General features: G+C 37.8%; 19 protein-coding genes. 6 read left to right on the top strand and 13 right to left on the bottom strand.

What is annotated here, in order from left to right:
• Nucleotides 1-212: 212 nt before the first annotated feature.
• Both ACXYMX_RS06645 and ACXYMX_RS06640 read right to left on the bottom strand, forming a co-directional pair.
• Nucleotides 213-353 (bottom strand): hypothetical protein, encoded by a 141-nt coding sequence (locus tag ACXYMX_RS06645; RefSeq protein WP_459043458.1) that lies wholly within the window; start codon nucleotides 351-353, stop codon nucleotides 213-215.
• Nucleotides 354-385: 32 nt separating this feature from the next.
• Entirely contained in the window at nucleotides 386-604 is a 219-nt protein-coding gene (locus tag ACXYMX_RS06640) for a DUF1659 domain-containing protein (RefSeq protein ID WP_459043457.1), read from the bottom strand.
• Nucleotides 605-718: 114 nt separating this feature from the next.
• Between ACXYMX_RS06640 and ACXYMX_RS06635 the strand changes: the two genes are divergently transcribed.
• Nucleotides 719-1,144 carry a DUF2621 family protein gene (locus tag ACXYMX_RS06635; protein WP_459043461.1) on the top strand — a complete coding sequence of 142 codons (426 nt, stop codon included), beginning with the start codon at nucleotides 719-721 and terminating at the stop codon, nucleotides 1,142-1,144.
• Between the two features lie 48 nt (nucleotides 1,145-1,192).
• Here ACXYMX_RS06635 and ACXYMX_RS06630 read toward each other — a convergent pair whose 3' ends face one another.
• The 6 genes from ACXYMX_RS06630 to ACXYMX_RS06605 form a co-directional block, all read right to left on the bottom strand.
• Nucleotides 1,193-1,702: a CcdC family protein gene (locus ACXYMX_RS06630; RefSeq protein WP_459043456.1), complete on the bottom strand. Its 510-nt coding sequence runs from the start codon at nucleotides 1,700-1,702 to the stop codon at nucleotides 1,193-1,195.
• Entirely contained in the window at nucleotides 1,695-2,024 is a 330-nt protein-coding gene (locus tag ACXYMX_RS06625; RefSeq protein ID WP_459043455.1) for a thioredoxin family protein, read from the bottom strand. Before ACXYMX_RS06625 ends, ACXYMX_RS06630 begins: the two co-directional genes overlap by 8 nt.
• 15 nt (nucleotides 2,025-2,039) lie before the next feature.
• Entirely contained in the window at nucleotides 2,040-2,750 is a 711-nt protein-coding gene (locus ACXYMX_RS06620) for a cytochrome c biogenesis CcdA family protein (RefSeq protein WP_459043454.1), read from the bottom strand.
• A gap of 202 nt (nucleotides 2,751-2,952) precedes the next feature.
• A complete protein-coding gene (locus ACXYMX_RS06615) occupies nucleotides 2,953-4,737 on the bottom strand; it encodes an ABC transporter ATP-binding protein (protein WP_459043453.1) in 1,785 nt (594 codons plus the stop codon).
• Nucleotides 4,737-6,491: an ABC transporter transmembrane domain-containing protein gene (locus ACXYMX_RS06610; protein ID WP_459043452.1), complete on the bottom strand. Its 1,755-nt coding sequence runs from the start codon at nucleotides 6,489-6,491 to the stop codon at nucleotides 4,737-4,739. Before ACXYMX_RS06610 ends, ACXYMX_RS06615 begins: the two co-directional genes overlap by 1 nt.
• 181 nt (nucleotides 6,492-6,672) lie before the next feature.
• Nucleotides 6,673-7,419 carry a DUF4097 family beta strand repeat-containing protein gene (locus ACXYMX_RS06605; protein ID WP_459043451.1) on the bottom strand — a complete coding sequence of 249 codons (747 nt, stop codon included), beginning with the start codon at nucleotides 7,417-7,419 and terminating at the stop codon, nucleotides 6,673-6,675.
• A gap of 154 nt (nucleotides 7,420-7,573) precedes the next feature.
• On the opposite strand from ACXYMX_RS06605, the gene ACXYMX_RS06600 reads away from it, so the two are divergent.
• From ACXYMX_RS06600 to ACXYMX_RS06590, 3 genes are all read left to right on the top strand, one after another.
• Nucleotides 7,574-8,170: a lysophospholipid acyltransferase family protein gene (locus ACXYMX_RS06600; RefSeq protein ID WP_459043450.1), complete on the top strand. Its 597-nt coding sequence runs from the start codon at nucleotides 7,574-7,576 to the stop codon at nucleotides 8,168-8,170.
• Nucleotides 8,171-8,305: 135 nt separating this feature from the next.
• Nucleotides 8,306-9,454 (top strand): SPFH domain-containing protein, encoded by a 1,149-nt coding sequence (locus tag ACXYMX_RS06595; RefSeq protein WP_459043449.1) that lies wholly within the window; start codon nucleotides 8,306-8,308, stop codon nucleotides 9,452-9,454.
• 35 nt (nucleotides 9,455-9,489) lie between these two features.
• Nucleotides 9,490-10,611: a hypothetical protein gene (locus ACXYMX_RS06590; RefSeq protein ID WP_459043448.1), complete on the top strand. Its 1,122-nt coding sequence runs from the start codon at nucleotides 9,490-9,492 to the stop codon at nucleotides 10,609-10,611.
• Between the two features lie 46 nt (nucleotides 10,612-10,657).
• Here ACXYMX_RS06590 and ACXYMX_RS06585 read toward each other — a convergent pair whose 3' ends face one another.
• Genes ACXYMX_RS06585 through ACXYMX_RS06570 form a run of 4 tightly spaced genes read right to left on the bottom strand, consistent with a single transcriptional unit; the run spans nucleotide 10,658 to nucleotide 13,273 of the window.
• Entirely contained in the window at nucleotides 10,658-11,134 is a 477-nt protein-coding gene (locus ACXYMX_RS06585; protein ID WP_459043447.1) for a GNAT family N-acetyltransferase, read from the bottom strand.
• Between the two features lie 24 nt (nucleotides 11,135-11,158).
• On the bottom strand, nucleotides 11,159-11,581 hold the full coding sequence (locus ACXYMX_RS06580; RefSeq protein ID WP_459043446.1) for a DUF1801 domain-containing protein: 423 nt from the start codon (nucleotides 11,579-11,581) through the stop codon (nucleotides 11,159-11,161).
• Nucleotides 11,582-11,586: 5 nt separating this feature from the next.
• Nucleotides 11,587-12,342: an SDR family NAD(P)-dependent oxidoreductase gene (locus tag ACXYMX_RS06575; protein ID WP_459043445.1), complete on the bottom strand. Its 756-nt coding sequence runs from the start codon at nucleotides 12,340-12,342 to the stop codon at nucleotides 11,587-11,589.
• On the bottom strand, nucleotides 12,329-13,273 hold the full coding sequence (locus tag ACXYMX_RS06570) for an MBL fold metallo-hydrolase (RefSeq protein WP_459043444.1): 945 nt from the start codon (nucleotides 13,271-13,273) through the stop codon (nucleotides 12,329-12,331). Before ACXYMX_RS06570 ends, ACXYMX_RS06575 begins: the two co-directional genes overlap by 14 nt.
• Before the next feature lie 415 nt (nucleotides 13,274-13,688).
• On the opposite strand from ACXYMX_RS06570, the gene proC reads away from it, so the two are divergent.
• Nucleotides 13,689-14,498: a pyrroline-5-carboxylate reductase gene (gene proC, locus ACXYMX_RS06565; RefSeq protein ID WP_459043443.1), complete on the top strand. Its 810-nt coding sequence runs from the start codon at nucleotides 13,689-13,691 to the stop codon at nucleotides 14,496-14,498.
• Nucleotides 14,499-14,593: 95 nt separating this feature from the next.
• Here proC and ACXYMX_RS06560 read toward each other — a convergent pair whose 3' ends face one another.
• Nucleotides 14,594-15,577, bottom strand: coding sequence for an MBL fold metallo-hydrolase (locus tag ACXYMX_RS06560; RefSeq protein WP_459043442.1), 984 nt, complete (start codon nucleotides 15,575-15,577; stop codon nucleotides 14,594-14,596).
• Between the two features lie 228 nt (nucleotides 15,578-15,805).
• Between ACXYMX_RS06560 and namA the strand changes: the two genes are divergently transcribed.
• On the top strand, nucleotides 15,806-16,825 hold the full coding sequence (namA, locus tag ACXYMX_RS06555) for an NADPH dehydrogenase NamA (RefSeq protein ID WP_459043441.1): 1,020 nt from the start codon (nucleotides 15,806-15,808) through the stop codon (nucleotides 16,823-16,825).
• The last annotated feature ends 22 nt before the right edge of the window (nucleotides 16,826-16,847 follow it).

The raw sequence follows: 16,847 nt of genomic DNA, 5'->3' as shown, positions 1-16,847 counted from the left end.
CATTTTGTTTAAAATTCATAAGTGAGTCCTCCTGGTATCTAAATTAGGGGTCATTTCTTCGTCGAGAAACTGACACCCCGCATCATACCAAGAGGGCTTTTTTTGTTCAAGCCCCTAAAAAACTTCTAACAGGAATGCTCCTTTTACTTTGATGGAAGATAAACAAAATCGACCTCGCTAGAATGGATGAGGTCGATTAGCATTCATTATCCTTAGAATAAGTGTGTTACATTTCGCTCAACAACCCGAGCACTGATTTCTAGAGCTGTTAAATCCTCGTGTGGCTCATCGACCGTAAGCATCATTTTCTTTGCCCCAGGTATACTAAAATTCAATTGTAACGTTTTCGCCATTTTCTGTTCTCCCCCTTTTTTGCTCAGTCAATTTAGTTCGTAATGCTTGATGTTTCGACCACTTCCATACCGATGCTCGGAAGGGATGAAAGACTAGCAAGTTCTTCAAGTCCTTGGTACAAGTTCTCAGCACTAGCTGCCGATGCACTATTTCGATATGTTTTCGATTGGAGTATCAGTTTACCACCTTCTGTAACTCCTCCATCGAAATGCACACGTCCTTCTGCATTTTTGAAATTGATCGCTGCCATGTTCTCCCCCCATTCACCATCTACATAGAGCAAAAAAAGGTTTAGGATACATAGTTCGTGTAATTTTTATGATTTTCTCCTATAATGAAGAATAGAATGGAAGAGGTGAATGCAATGCTTGAAGGCTGGTTTCTTTGGTTCATCATGTTCTGGGTTGTTATTCTAGTCGGCTTGTTCGCAATCGGTGGATTCTTTATGTTCCGCAAATTTTTAAAAGTGTTTCCAAAAGAAGATGGAAAGTCAACTTTAGATTGGGAAGAACATTATGTGGATCGATCTATCCACTTATGGAATACTGAAGCAAAAGAGTTACTAGAAGAACTTACAAAACCAGTACCAGAATTATTTCGCCCTGTAGCGAAACAAAAAATTGGGGCTAAAATCGGGGAAATTGCACTTGAAGAGAAAGCAAAAAAAATTGATTTTGACCTAATTATTCGTGGTTACATAATAGCAACGCCAAAACGTGACCATAAATTTTTACGTAGGAAACTTGCACAAATGGAAGTTGACTTAACTCCATACGAACATTTATTTTAGCAACAAAAAAATGAGCCTCTAAGAGGACTCATTTTTTTGTTGCTTATTTTATATGATAATTTCATTTTTTAATTTATTAAATCGAATCAGCATCGCAATTCGCCAAGGTACAATCATTCCAAATGCAAGTATCCAAAACATACCGCCTAATTCACCGACATCAATTGTACTACTAAGCATTACTTTTGCAATGAGTCGTAAAATTAAAAGACTCACTAAAATTAGGATAAATACTTTCGATTTTTTAATGAATATTCCTTCTGGACGTGTTTCGAAATGAGTCGTTTTAATTAAGACAATCGAAAAGAGAAGTCCTACAAGTAGTGCCTCTCCCACTTGTAAAAATGGGACTCTAAATTCTTCGAAAAAAAACATAAAGGCACCTGTAGACATAAATAAAGGCGGCAGTATTATTTTCTTAGAGGATACTGGATAATTTGCCGCTTTTGAACGAACGAAAAGCGCGAGAGTACCCATGAATAAAGCTAACAAAGTGGATCCAATTATTAAGTAAATTGTTGGTACTTTAGTGAAAACCGCAGTTATTAAATCACTCATTCCGTTTCTTCCGTTCATTTAACTCAAGCATTCGTTGGTTCAATTCAGCCATCGGTACAAATCGAGCGAAACGTGCATATTCTTTTTCTTCATCAAACAATAAGACAACTGGGGCTGAAAACAACGAAAGTTGTCCGGCTATCTCTGGTGTTTTAGCTACATTTACGATATAAAAAGGAAAATCATAATCCTCCTTCAACACTTCAACTTGTGGAAGTAACCCATCACAAACTGAACAATGATCCGTTTTTACAAATAGAAGGAACTGCTTTTGTTCGGATAAAACGATTTGCCACTCTTTAAATGATTCAATATAGATCATGTAATCCCCTCCTACTTAGAAGCCCATGAATCCGCCAAATACTGGTGAAAGCATGCGAATAATAAACGTCATCCCATCGAAAAACAGTAGTATACCGACAGCTATCATAATATAACCGCCGACTTTCATGATTGGACCACTATATTTTCTCACTGCTCCAATTTTTGTCACAAAGAACGATAAAATAAAGAACGGAATTGCAAATCCTAATACATAAGCAATCATATAAGTCATTCCTGAACCTGGATTTGTTCCCGCAAGCCCTATTATAGCTCCAATGATTGGTCCTGAACAAGGTGTCCATCCGGCTGCGAAAGCTAGCCCTATCAACATCGAACCTAAATAACCAGCTGGCCTATTTTTAAATTGAAGCTTTTTTTCTTTCATTAAAAATTCAGGAGTAAATAGTCCAATAATCATTAATCCGAATAATACAATAAAGATGGCTCCAATTTGTCTTAAAATTGTTTGGTTTTCAATGAAAAACGTACCTATAAATGAAGATGCAAAACCTAGTACGATAAAGATAATTGAAAAACCTAATAAAAAGAACAGTGTGTGAAGCATACCTCTTCTACTCATCCGCTTTGAATCTGAATTCAATTCATCGAGCGACATTCCTGTGATGTAGGATATGAATGCTGGATAAAGAGGCAATGTACAAGGTGAAATAAAACTTAAAAAACCTGCACCGAATGCGATAAAAATATTTAAATCAGTTAGCATCATTTTCGCTCCTTATATTTACTCCCTCAATCGTATCAAAAAAGGAACGTAAATACGTGAATTTTGTCTGTGAAAGGTTTATGACAATTTGATTCGTTCATCTATTCGTACTAAGTTATAGACATCTATAATATTTAATTAAAATTTAGTCTAATAAAAACGGTGTTTACATCCGCTCCTCGAATGTAAACACCGTTTCTCATTAGCTTACTTCACTATTTTGCAACAGGTACATCATGTGATATAAACCTTCTTTTGCTAATAACTCCTGGTGTGTCCCTCTTTCAACTATTTCACCTTTATGCAGAACTAAGATTAGTTCCGCATCTTGAATCGTACTGAGTCGGTGAGCTATTGCAATCGTAGTTCTACCTTTTCTCATCTTTTCAAGACTCGACTGAATTGCAATCTCTGTTTCCGTATCTATATTTGCAGTTGCTTCATCAAGTACTAAAATCTTTGGATTCGTGGCAATCGTTCGCGCAAATGCGACGAGTTGACGCTGACCACTTGAAAATGTAGACCCTCTCTCTGTAACTTTTTGTGAATATCCTGCAGGAAGTTCTTCGATAAATTGATTGGCTTGAACAAATTCAGCAGCGTCCTTCACTTCTTCCAAGGTCATAGATTGGTTGTGTAATCGGATATTGCTTTCTATATCTCCATAAAATAAAAATGGATCTTGTAGAACCAATCCTGTTTTACTACGCAATTCTTCTCTTGGAAAATTTTTTAGAGAGACTCCATCAATCAATATTTCACCACGCTCATATTCATAAAAACGCATAAGTAAATTAATGATTGAACTTTTACCGCTGCCTGTATGTCCTACTAGTGCTACGGTTTCTCCAGCATTAGCGGTAAAAGATATGTTTTTCAGTACATCTTCTTTTCCATCATAAGAAAAAGAGACATCATTAAATTCAATTTTTCCATCTTTGATGCTTGAATTTTTCAAGACTTTTTGAGTAGGTTCCTCATCATCGTCATCTAGTAAACGAAATACACGAGATGCCGCGATAATCGCTTGCTGGAAAATGGATAATCGTTGCATAACTTGGTTGATCGGATCAAAAAAGCGATCGATAAACGTGATAAATGCATAGATAACTCCGACCTCAACAGCATTATCAAATGAGGCAACTCCAAAATAACTTAAAACCATAATTACTGCGGCTGCATGGACAAGGTCCACCATCGGACGTAAGAGTACACTATCCAATTTAATATTGCGCATACCCGCGTTGTAATGCTTTGAGTTAATGTCATCAAACTCACTTTGTAGTCGATCTTCTTGTCTAAACGTTTGAATCATACCCATACCAGATAATGACTCTGCTATTTTCGCGTTTAGCTGACTGAGTCGTTCGCGTAAATCTTGGTAAAACTGCGCACTATATTTGCGGTACGTTCCTACGATTATTAATACTAGCGGAAGAAGTACAAGTGAAAACAATGCAAGTTTAACGTTTAGAGCAAACATCGCAATATAAACACCAACAATTAGAAATGCGGCTTGTAAAAAACTAACCAATACACTTACAAACATTTCTTTAATTGCTTCGGTATCGTTTGTTACGCGAGAGACGATACTCCCAGCTGGCGTCTTGTCGAAGTACCGCATACCTAAACGTTGTACTTTCGAGAAAACATCAATTCGCATTTGCTGAATTATTTTGAGTGCAATTTCTTGAAACTTTAACAGCTGAAAATAACTAATAAGAACGTTAAATAGTTGAATTGCTATATAGAACCCTGCGAGTGTTACGAGCGGACCTTGTGGGAAGTTACTAGGTGTTAAATAATCATCGATAAATACTTTTATAAGTAGAGGACCAACGATTTGACCAGCGACGCTTAGTGCTAATAAAATGAGTGCGAATAGGACCATCCATTTATGGGGTCGAATATAGGCAAGTAAACGTCTGAAAACAACCCATTGATCCTTTGCTGTTAACTTTGGCTGTTGTTCATTAGAGTTCCCCATTATTCGCCACCACCTTTCTCAACGAGCGCTTCAAGTTGTTGCAACTCATACATTTCCTTATATTGACCGCCAAGCTCCATAAGTACATCATGTGAACCACTCTCGATAATAGAACCTTCATCCATCACGATGATATTTTGCGCATGTTTAATAGCGCTTAAGCGATGTGATGTAATAATTGTTGTTTCACCCGTTCGAGTTTGCTTAAGTGAATCTAGAATTTTTTCTTCTGTTTTGGCATCTACTGCAGAAAGTGAGTCATCAAGTAACAACAATTCAGGTTCCATAAGTAAAGCACGAGCTATAGATACTCGCTGCTTTTGTCCCCCCGAAAGAGAAACTCCTCGCTCCCCTACTATCGTTTTGTATCCTTCGGTAAATCCGAGAATATCTTCATGAATATGAGCAAGTTTTGCAGATTCAAATACCTTTTCCTGATTAATTGATGTGTTCGTAAATGCAATATTTTCATAAATGGTTGTTGAAAAGAGAAAATGATCCTGAGGCACATAGCCTATGGATTCGCGTAATCTTTTTCGCTTATAATCGCTTATTGGGATACCACCATAAGTAATCTCTCCCCGATATCCTTCAAACTCTCTTAGGAGTAGTTTTAATATCGTCGTTTTTCCTGATCCGGTTTTCCCGACAATTCCAAGTGTTTCCCCACGCTTAAGTGTGAAATGAACATTCTTTAAAGCAGCACGTTCATCATCCGGAAATTTAAATTCATCAACCATGAACTCAAGGTCACCTTCAGCTTTCTTATCGATTGCGTTTGGCTTGTCCACGATATCTGGTTGGATACTTAATAATTCAGTAATTCTTCCATATGATGCTCGTCCTCTTTCAACGATATTAAAAAGAAACCCGAAAGCGAGCATTGGCCAAATAAGTAAACCTAAATAGGCAGAAAATGCGATTAAATCACCAATTGTCATTGCACCCTCAATGATGAACTTTGAGCCGTAAAAGATTGAAAGAAAAAATGAAATACCTACGAATAGTGAAATGGTCGGTGTAAAAAGAGAATCTATTTTGGCTACCATCATATTTTTCTCAACAACATCTTCTGACAACTTAGTAAAATCCTCAACATCTTCTTTTTCCTGACCAAATGTTTTAAGTACTTTTATTCCAGTAATACTTTCTTGTGTTTTGTCATTTAAATGTGAAAATGCTTCTTGTGCACCACGGAACCGTTGGTGAAGAAGTCTTCCATAATAACCTGTTAAAAGAATCATAAAAGGCATGGGAATTAAAACAATTAATGTTAGTTTCCAGTTAATTGTAAACGCCATCGCAGCAATTACAAAGCTACCCGTCAGAATCGAATCGACTAACGTCAGAACCCCAGCTCCAGCCGTTGCCTGAACAGCATTTAAATCATTCGTCGCATGAGCCATTAAATCGCCAATACGTCGTTTTTGATAAAATGAAGGAGACATTTTAGTGAAGTGGTGAAATAACTTACTGCGCATATCCCTTCCTAGTACAACTGATGAACCAAAAATCATAATACGCCAGTAATAGCGAAAGATATATGTGATTAGTCCTCCAACTGCAAGGATAACCAACCATTTAGTCAGTGATTCAGAAGTTAAAGTACTGAGTCTTATTTCATCGACAACAAAGCCGATAATTTTCGGAGGCAGCAATTGTAATAAGGCGACGATCATTAGTAGGGAAACCCCAAGTATGTATTGCTTTTTTCTTTGTTTAAAAAACCATCCTAATTGTAAAAAAACATTCACATTAAATCCTCCACATCTCTATAAATCAAACTTCCTTAAGTTTAGCAAATAGTGGGAGATTATCAAAGGACCATGCACCAATAATTCGAAACATGAAATATTTGTATAATTAGACCTTTTTTATACAATTCTCCCCCATTGATTACTTATGAAAAAAGAATGCTTGATTAAACACCGATTTTTATTCACCTGTTAACGATAAAGACACGTCTCCTACTTCAGAAATGAGCTTTACCAGGGGGCCACCCGTTCCTATGATTCCATTTTGTACATTCGGCAGACTGATTGTCACTTCTCCTATCGTTGTTTTACAAACTGTTTGGAGTGCTTGTGGTGCTTCATTCGTTTCTACTGCAATGTTTCCTACTTCCGTTTTTACAACAAGGTCACGCACAATTGTTTGCATTTTAATTTGAACATTCCCGACTTGGGTATCTGCATTGATAATTCCCTGCCCCGACTCCACGTCAATGTTTCCAACGCTAGTTTTCAATACATAACCCGATGTATGGATTGGCCCTACAAAAATATTCGCCGCATCCGCTTGTATTTGTAGTTGTTCATATTGTTTACTTGGAAGTTCTACTGTAATTGCATAACTCTCTGCATGTTTTGATTTTCTTTTTGCATTAATCGTCACTTTCCCACCTTTTTCTTTCACTTTTAACTTATACCCTCTAAATAAGTGCTCTCCCTCTTTGTCCGATAAATAGGCACGTATTTCATCCCCCTCATACATTGACACATTTACATCCGCAATATCTGAAACGATAAAAACATGAGTTGTATTTTCAGCAGAAGCAAAAGCTTCATATGATGTTGTTCCTTTGACTCCTGAAATAAACTTTATTGCAATAACTAGAAGGATCACAAAAATGATCAATACTACAGCAAGATCCGACAACCTTAAAGATCTATTTCTTCTCATAATAATAACCTCCCTACAGATTAAAACGTTTCGTACATTCTATTCATGAGACACAACAAACATATCTAAAATTGCATTGTTTTACTAAAATACTAGTATGAGGTCATGATAGCTTGTGGTAATATAAAAATAATATATTAGGGAAGGTGAAATTATGTATTATTTTGCGGGTTATTTATCAAAAATTATTTTAAGTATGTTTGGGAGGATGGAAGTACGCCAAAAGGAAAACTTGCCCAAAACAGGTGGCTATGTAATTGCGTGCACGCACACGGGTTGGGTCGATATTTTATGGTTAGGTGCATCAATACTTCCCCTGAAAATTCATTATATGGCGAAAATGGAGTTATTTCAGTTCGGGCCTCTCAAGTGGTTCCTTGGGAAGTTAAACGCCTTCCCTATTAACCGGGAAAATCCAGGTCCGAGTGCCATCAAAATTCCACGAAAACTTATAAAAGAAGGTAAGATTGTAGGTGTTTTTCCAAGTGGAACAAGAACAACTGAAGAAGTCCCGTTAAAAAGAGGTGCAGTTACGATTGCAAACGTATCCAAAGCTCCGATTGTTCCCGCGGCGTATGTAGGTCCTAATGGATTCAAAGATTTATTTAAGTTTCAAAAACCACGAATCATTTTTGGCACACCAATACCTGTCCCAGAAAATATGTCATCAAAAGATGCTATGGACGTCATGATGACAGAATTAAATGAAGCACTTATTCAATTACAAGAAAATTTGGAAAAAAAGAGTTGAATCCTTTTTGTTTTTCTATCGTATAGTATGTATCAACACATTAATAATTGCATTGCGGTAGTTCGATTGCCTTATGATATAATTATAAGTGAATAGTCATTTTATTTAATTAATTAACTAAGAGGAGGTTGTAATATGGGTTTATTTGGATTTTTTAAGAGTCAATTTATTGAAGTAATCGAGTGGACTGACAATACCTCAAATACGATGGTGTACCGGTTCCCTGTTCAAAACAATGAAATTAAAATGGGTGCAGAATTAACCGTTAGAGAGTCCCAAGTTGCTATTTTTGTAAACGAGGGTGAAATTGCTGATGTATTTGGACCAGGCAGACACCAATTATGGACACAGAACATGCCCGTTTTAACCAAATTAAAGTCTTGGAAACATGGGTTCAATTCCCCTTTTAAAGCGGAAGTCTACTTTGTTAATACGAAACAATTCATTAATCAAAAATGGGGTACTTCGAACCCGATTATGATGAGGGATCCAGAGTTTGGGATTATTCGTTTACGAGGATATGGAATTTATTCGTACCGAGTGACTGAACCTACTGTATTCTTAAAGGAACTCTTTGGAACTAGTGAATCCTATGATACGAGTAGTGTAGAAGAACAGTTGAAGAAGATGATTCTATCTGGGCTTACAGATCTTTTTGCAGAATCTAAAATTGCCGCATTGGATTTGGCTATGCACTACGATGAATTAAGTGAACAAGGGAAAGAAAAAATGCAAGCAAGATTTGCAACTTTCGGATTTACTCTTACTTCCCTATATATAGAAAACTTATCACTTCCAAAAGAAGTCGAAGAAGCGATGGACAAGAGAACTTCAATGGGGGTTCTTGGCAATCTCAATCAATATACGCAATACCAAGCAGCAGAAGCATTACGTGATGCAGCTCAAAATGAAGGTGGCGGATTGGCTGGTGCTGGTGCAGGACTAGGAGCTGGAGCTGCACTTGGAGGCGTTATGGCAGGAGCACTATCTGGCAACCAACAACAAGCGAATACAAGCCAACCCGTGAGTCCACAACCCGTGAAAATGAACTGTCCGCATTGTGATTCAGTCATCAACGCAGATTCTAAGTTTTGTAGAGAGTGTGGTCAAACTGTTCAAGAAAAGAAAGTTCCATGTATAAGTTGTAGTGCTGAACTTAAAGAAGGAGCTAAGTTTTGTGGAGAATGTGGAACAAAGCAAGTGACTGTTAAAACATGTCCAAAATGTGCGACCGAAAATGCACCGAATGCAAAATTCTGTGGCGACTGTGGAGAAACATTATGAATTCAATGCTAAATGAATGATAGTGAGGTGGATTAATGACGGATTTTAATCGTAGCGAACAAGAAGAACTAACTACTGTTGAGCAAACTGAAGTGAGTAAATGTTCGAGTTGCGGTGGAAATACTATATTTGATCCGAAAAGCGGCACATTAAAGTGCCCTTTTTGTGGGAATGAAAACGAAATTGAGAAAACCTTAGAAAAGAACATTGAAAATGACTTCCTAGATGCGTTAAAAAACGAAGTACACAACTGGGATGATGAAAAACGGGTGTTTCGTTGCGAAAACTGTGGCGCCGAAACATTACTAGATAGGGATAAAGTTGCTGATTTTTGTTCGTTCTGTGGTTCCTCCCATATTTCAAAAAGTGAACACAATGCCGGCATTAAGCCTGCACTCGTAGTTCCTTTTGAAATCCCAAAAGAAGAAGCTGTAGAGAAATTTAGGAAATGGATTAAAAAAAGGTACTTTGCTCCGAATAAATTGCAACAATATTATACGTTAAACCGATTAACTGGAGCCTATATCCCTTACTGGACATTCGATTCCCAAACAAAATCTTCTTACGTCGTTGATATAGGTACCTACTATTATGAAACGGTCACACGTACAGTTTATGAAGATGGAAAATCTAAACAAGTTACTGAACAAGTGAGACATACGAGTTGGCGAAGAAGTAGCGGCAATTACAACGAGTTTTTTGATGATGTTCTTGTTAAAGCTTCTCGAAATGTTGCAAGTGGACTCATTTCCAAAGTTGAACCTTTTCACTTGAATGGCCTTCTAGATTATAAATCTCAATATTTGTCAGGTTTTCTTGCAGAACGCTATTCTATCCCATTAAAAGAAGGCTGGGATGATGCTCAAGGAGTTATTGATACGGCTATCGCGACGGGTATTACGAACCAAGAAGTTGGCGATGAAATTCGAATCGTAAGTGTTTCTACAGATTACGATGATATTACGTATAAACATATTCTTCTGCCTTTATGGATTTCTTCTTTTCATTTTAAGGATAAGGTATACCGTTTTTTAGTAAATGGACAAACTGGAAAAGTAAGTGGGAAATCGCCCATTAGTATTATTAAGGTGTCACTTGCTGTTTTTGTATCGATACTCATACTATTAATCGTCTATGTTGTTATGGAAGGTATGTAATAGCTAAAAAAATGGGTTCAGAGAAAAATTTCTCTGAACCCATTTTTTAACGCAACTTTTTTTCCATACTGACGACTTTCAGTTGAACGTTGTCTCCTCTTTGCAAAACTTCTTCCTCGTAAATTGTATACCCCATTGATACGTATAAGCTTATATTTTTAGGGAGAGCTGATCGAACTTTACATCGAATTGCAGCCTTTTTATAGTCAATAGCTATCCTTTCGACTCTTCTGATTAACTCCCTTGCAACGCCATGCCCACGATATTTCGGAATTACAGATAGTCGTGAAAAATATACATCGTCCTCTCTGATTGCAAAACGAATCATACCAACTGGTAACCCATCCATATATGTTATGTAGGCCTGTTCCCCATCCTGCAATGCTGCTGTAATCGATTGTACCGTTTCATCTAAAGCACTAGAAGGCGGCACTTCATCTTTATACTCGGTAAACGCTTGTATCATTAATTCATGAATGATACGTGCATCAGAAACATCCGCTTGTAATATATTCAATACCATTTCCCCTATACGATAAAGTAAGTTTTATTTACTTGGATACAATTTATTCAAAAAGAAGATGGATTGATGAATTAATTCAATCAGTACTTCTTCATTAATATCTGCTACTTTATTAATATAGACACATGCTTTCCCACTTGTGTGTTTGCCGAAGTTTTCCAGTAATTCTTTCCTTTTACTATCGCCCGTTGCAAAATATAAACTGATTTTTGCCTTGCGTGGAGAAAACCCAACGAGTGGGGCGTCACCTTCGTGTCCTGATTCATATTTATAATGATAAGACCCAAAGCCTATAATACTCGGTCCCCACATCTTCGCAGGATATCCCGTTGCTTCGGTAAATATGTCGAGTAGTCTGTATGCATCATCTCGCTTTTTAGGATTTTCTACTTCCCCGATAAACTGGATAACACTGTTATCATTGACCTTTGTTTTTAACTCGTACATTCGAATCATCCTTTCTTTAAAAAGAATCTACGTCCAACTCTTTCCACAAGCGAAGGTGCTAATGCATGTAGTTTGCTAGTTATCCCCATATACCACGGCAAATTCACTTCTCTTACCGGCCTTTCAATCGTTCGAATTATCGCATCAACTACCGTATTAACCGATAATAAATGTTTACGAAGTGAAGTTCGATAATTTCCTGTTGAATCTGCTAGATCTAAAAAGGGAGTATCAATAGGTCCGGGATTGATTGTTGAAACATGAATATGAAAGGGAGCGAGTTCCATTCGTAGTGCATTTGTATAACCAATAAGTGCGTGTTTTGACGAAGCATATAAAGAAGCTCTCGGAGTTGCTACTTTCCCCGCTTGCGAACCTAAGTAAATCAAATGTCCTGATTTTCTTTCTATCATATCAGGAAGCAAACGTTTCGTCAGTATCATTGGCGCAACAACATTCACTTCAAACGTTTTACGCATTATTTCATCAGATGTTTCTAAAGCAAGATCAAAAGTTCCAATCCCTGCTGAGAAAATAACTACATCTACGGAACCAATTTTATTAATTAATAAATCAAGATCCTCTTCCTTGGACAGATCAGCCTGAATCGAATGTGCTCCAGCGCTTTGTAATTCCAACAAAACTTCAGGCGCCCTCCCCGTTACCCACACTTCATATTTCTCAGTTAACAAACGTTTCGCTAGTGCATAACCTACACCACTCGTAGCACCTGTAATAAGAAAGGTTTTAGACTTTTTCATAAAACAGGATTCCATCTTCTCTTTTACGTTCAATCACTTTGGCCTCTTGAACTAGGTAATCTACTTGACCAATTGTTTCGGATAATGTTAAGCCTAATTCTTTCTTATAAGCTACCGGAAATAATTCGCGCGTTAACTCAAATATCGTACGTGGTCCATTGTCTATCATTGCTAAAACTTTCATGGCCCGATCATGTTGCTGAATCAATCGCTCTTCGATTAGTGCATGTGCATTTCGAACTTCTTCACCGTGTCCCGTATAAATTACTTCAACCGGTAAATCAAGGATCCTCTTCAATGAATGGTTGTATTGAAGCAATGAATGCGAACGACCTTCTTTTGGATTAGACGGTGGTTCAATTAATGGATTGGAAGAAACTTTTGCTAAGACTAGATCCCCACCAATCATTTCCTTCGTTTTTTCATTCCAAAATACAAGATGACTTAATGCATGTCCAGGCGTCTCAAACACTGTCCAATCAGGGTGCCCAGGGAGGGAATCTCCTTCTGCTAACTCACGCTCCAGTGGGCGTTCACCAATAAAAACAAGTGGTCTTTTCATTTTTGAAACCCATTGTAGGTATTTTTCTGGAACGCCTTCCTCTATAAGTCTTTCCATATAAAATTGGTCATGGAATCGAAAAAACTCTTCGTCTCTTGTTAACCAGTGATTATTGTATGCATGGCCGAGTAAAGAAGAGTTATCAAAAGCGTCAACCCATCCTGCGTGGTCCGGATGGTGATGGGTCAGTATGACTTGTTCAATATCTTTAAACGTATAACCGACTTCCTTAAGCCCCTGTTTGAGTGCCTCATACGCTTCAGGTGTTTTAGGACCGGCATCGAAAAGGGATAGTGCATCTCCCTTAAGTAAAAATGAGTTCACATCACCAACTGCAAATGGTGTTGGAATAATGATTTTATGTACCATTCGAAAATCTCCTTCACTAAAATGAATGTTTGTTCACTATAGTGTACCTTTTTTGAATGCCATCGTCATCTTTCGTTCCTTACAAAATGAATCCCCTACAAAGGTTGACTTTCTTCTATCTACATGCAATAATCGTTCTTAATTCATGAACATGTAGTGTTGACGAAGATTAGTAATTGTAGCGATGGTGAAAAGAGAATGAGGTCATAGGCTGAAAACCACATCCCCCACTCCTGCAAAGAACCTCCTTCCGAGCTGTTGTGGAAACACAACCGTCTCCTTCGCGTTAAGATGGAAACAAGTTGTGCCATTCAAATGGCAAATTCAGGTGGTACCGCGGAAACATGCGTTTTCGTCCTTATTTTTATAGGGATGAAAATGCATTTTTTTATTTACTATTGGAGGATCAAATGATATGAAAAAAATTGTATTCGTAGGCGCTGGTTCGATGGCAGAGGCAATGATTGGCGGCATAGTCGAACAAGGTGCAATAGAACCTAAGAACGTATTTGTGATGAATAAATCCGATGACGAACGATTGGTGTCATTGAGTAATAAATATGGAGTGTCAGCAGTTGATACGGAAAGAAAGCTGCTAGGTAAAGCTGACCTTATCATACTTGCAACGAAGCCAAAAGGCATTAAGCAAGTAATGTCAGATATTCTCCCCTATTTATCGGACACAGCAGCTGTCTTGTCTGTTATTGCGGGAATTTCGATTCAAACATTGGAAACGGGTCTTGGTAATCGTCCAATCGCACGTGCGATGCCGAACACATCCGCTACTATCGGTAAGTCGGCAACTGGGATTGCATGGAATGATGCAATTAGAGAGGGAATGAAACAACCTGTTCTCGATTTGCTTGCTGCTATTGGCATGGTAAAAGAGGTTGAAGAGGACCAGCTCCATTTAGTTACGGCATTGTCAGGAAGTGGCCCAGCATATGTCTATTATTTGGCAGAAGCATTGGAAGAGGCGGCAATTAGCCAAGGCCTTTCAAAAGATATCGCACGGTCACTTATTATCCAGACGCTGGAAGGCTCAGCAGTTATGATGAGGAAAACTGGCGAGGAGCCTGCAGAACTAAGGAAACATGTCACAAGCCCAGGAGGAACGACAGAAGCTGGGTTACAACTATTAGAGAAACGAGCATTTAAAAAAATTATTGCAGAATGCCTATCCCAAGCTGAAACACGTTCACGCGAATTAGGTAAACTCGATTAATTTAAGCTCTTGAATTACTTAATGGAAAAACCCGAACGACTTCTCCACACTAAAAGTGGAGGTGCCTTCGGGTTTTAATTGTCTATATTGACAGCTTATTCTAGTACAAAGTAATACCATATCCCATTTTCGACCTTTTTACCGATTTTATTAGTTACTTCCAAATAATCTAAGTGTCCTATAATTTCCGAGATAACCAACCCAAATTCGGTTGCGTACTTATACCCGTAATAAGATTTAGCCAGATCGTTCGCTGTAGAAATCCCCGATTCAATCAATTTCAAAATTCGCCCTGCTTTTTCATTTATTTTATCAAGCCGCGTTGTGATTAACTTTTTATGATCATAAATAAGTGGACCGTGTCCCGGAAAAACAACTTCTACATCCAACAATAAACAGGTTTGTAATGAATTGATATATTGGACTAAAGTGGGTAAGCGATTAAATTGCTGATCCGGTTCAACAATTGCATTACTAGAAATACGACTAAGAAGTAAATCCCCACCAAACAGCCACTTGCTTTCCTGATCAAAAAAAACTAAATGATCAGGGGAATGACCTGGTGTTTCTATAACTTGTAAACTTACTATGTTATCAAAACCTACTAGTGGGATTACATCTGCATGAATCCTATGTTTATGGTTCTCGTCTTTAGATCTCTTAAGTTTTTGGATGTGTTCATTACCCGCTGCCCCGCAACCCATTTCATTATAAAGTTGTTCAAAGAAATCGATTCGCTCTGATAAAAATTTTTCATCTCGTTTTAATCTAGGTATGGACAAAGCAGGAGCATACACCGGAATTTCTTGACTATTTGTAATTCGATTTACCAAACCCGTGTGATCGGAATGGTGATGGGTTAAAATAATTCGGTCTATATCCGTTAACGTAAAACCATTGCTAATTAAGGTTCTGTTTAAACCTTCCCAGCATTCATCTGTGTCAAATCCGGCATCAATTAAAGATAAAGAGTCACCTTCTTTGAAGAGAAAGAAATTAGTTGTGCCAAGATTACCAAGCCTCGTTGGAAGGATTATTGGATATGTTGCACAATTCTTTTTTAATAGTACTTCAGTCAAAAACTCACTTCCTCGATCATCAGATTAAAGTTTGTGCTATTTTTGTAGCATCCTACTCTATAAGTAAATAAAAAATAGGAACGAATCTAAAGGTATTATATAAGAATTCTTACTGCAAAGCCAATAGATATTCAAAAGGTTCCGTTTATTCTTACTTATAAGCTAAATTGACTGAACTAATGAAGTGCTTTGTTATACTTAAGTAGAAACTATTAGGGGGTTAGGACTATGGCTAAATTATTTGAACCTTATGTAATACGAGGTGTTGAATTCAAAAACCGAATTGTTATGTCACCAATGTGTATGTATTCCAGTCACAATGAAGATGGCATGATTGAAAACTGGCATAAGACACATTATGCTTCACGAGCCGTTGGCCAAATTGGGCTCATCATCGTGGAAGCGACTGCTGTTCAGCCTGCAGGTCGAATATCTTCAAATGATTTAGGTATTTGGAGTGATGCTCATATTCAAGGACTTGCAGAAACAGTAGAACTTATCAAAGAACATGGTTCACGAACTGGGATTCAACTTGCTCACGCAGGTCGTAAAGCGACTGTTGATGGTGATATTTACGCCCCGTCTGCTCTTGCGTTTAATGAGACGTATAAGACTCCAATCGAAATGACTTTGAAGGATATTGAAACCGTAATCGAAGCATTTAAAGAAGGAGCAATTCGTTCGAAAAAAGCAGGGTTCGATGTGATTGAATTACACGGAGCACACGGCTATCTTATTAATGAATTTTTATCTCCGTTAACGAATAAACGGACGGATGAATACGGTGGTTCTTCTGCAAATCGATATCGAATTCTACTTAGGATTATAGATGCAGTTCGCGAAGTATGGGACGGGCCTCTTTTTGTCCGTATTTCTGCAAATGATTACGTAGAGGGCGGTATGACACCAGAGTCTTATGTTGAAATGGCTAATTGGATGAAAAAACAAGGTGTGGATTTGATTGATGTTAGCTCAGGGGCTGTTGTACCAGCTCGAATCGATGTATTTCCAGGTTATCAAGTAAAGTATTCAGAAACCATTAAGGAAGCTGCTGATATTCCTACAGGGGCCGTTGGATTACTGACAACTGGTGTGCAAGCAGAAGAAATCTTAAAAAATAACCGGGCAGATTTAGTATTTCTTGCAAGAGAGTTATTAAGAGATCCTTACTGGGCATATACTGCGGCAAAACAACTACAAGTTGAAATACCTGCTCCAAAGCAATACGAACGCGGATGGACCTATTAGTCTAATAGAACAAGATTGACTC

The organism is Sporosarcina sp. CAU 1771, from assembly GCF_054482775.1.
The sequence above is the reverse complement of the archived record's forward strand: the minus strand, read 5'-3'. Positions and strand labels throughout refer to the sequence as shown.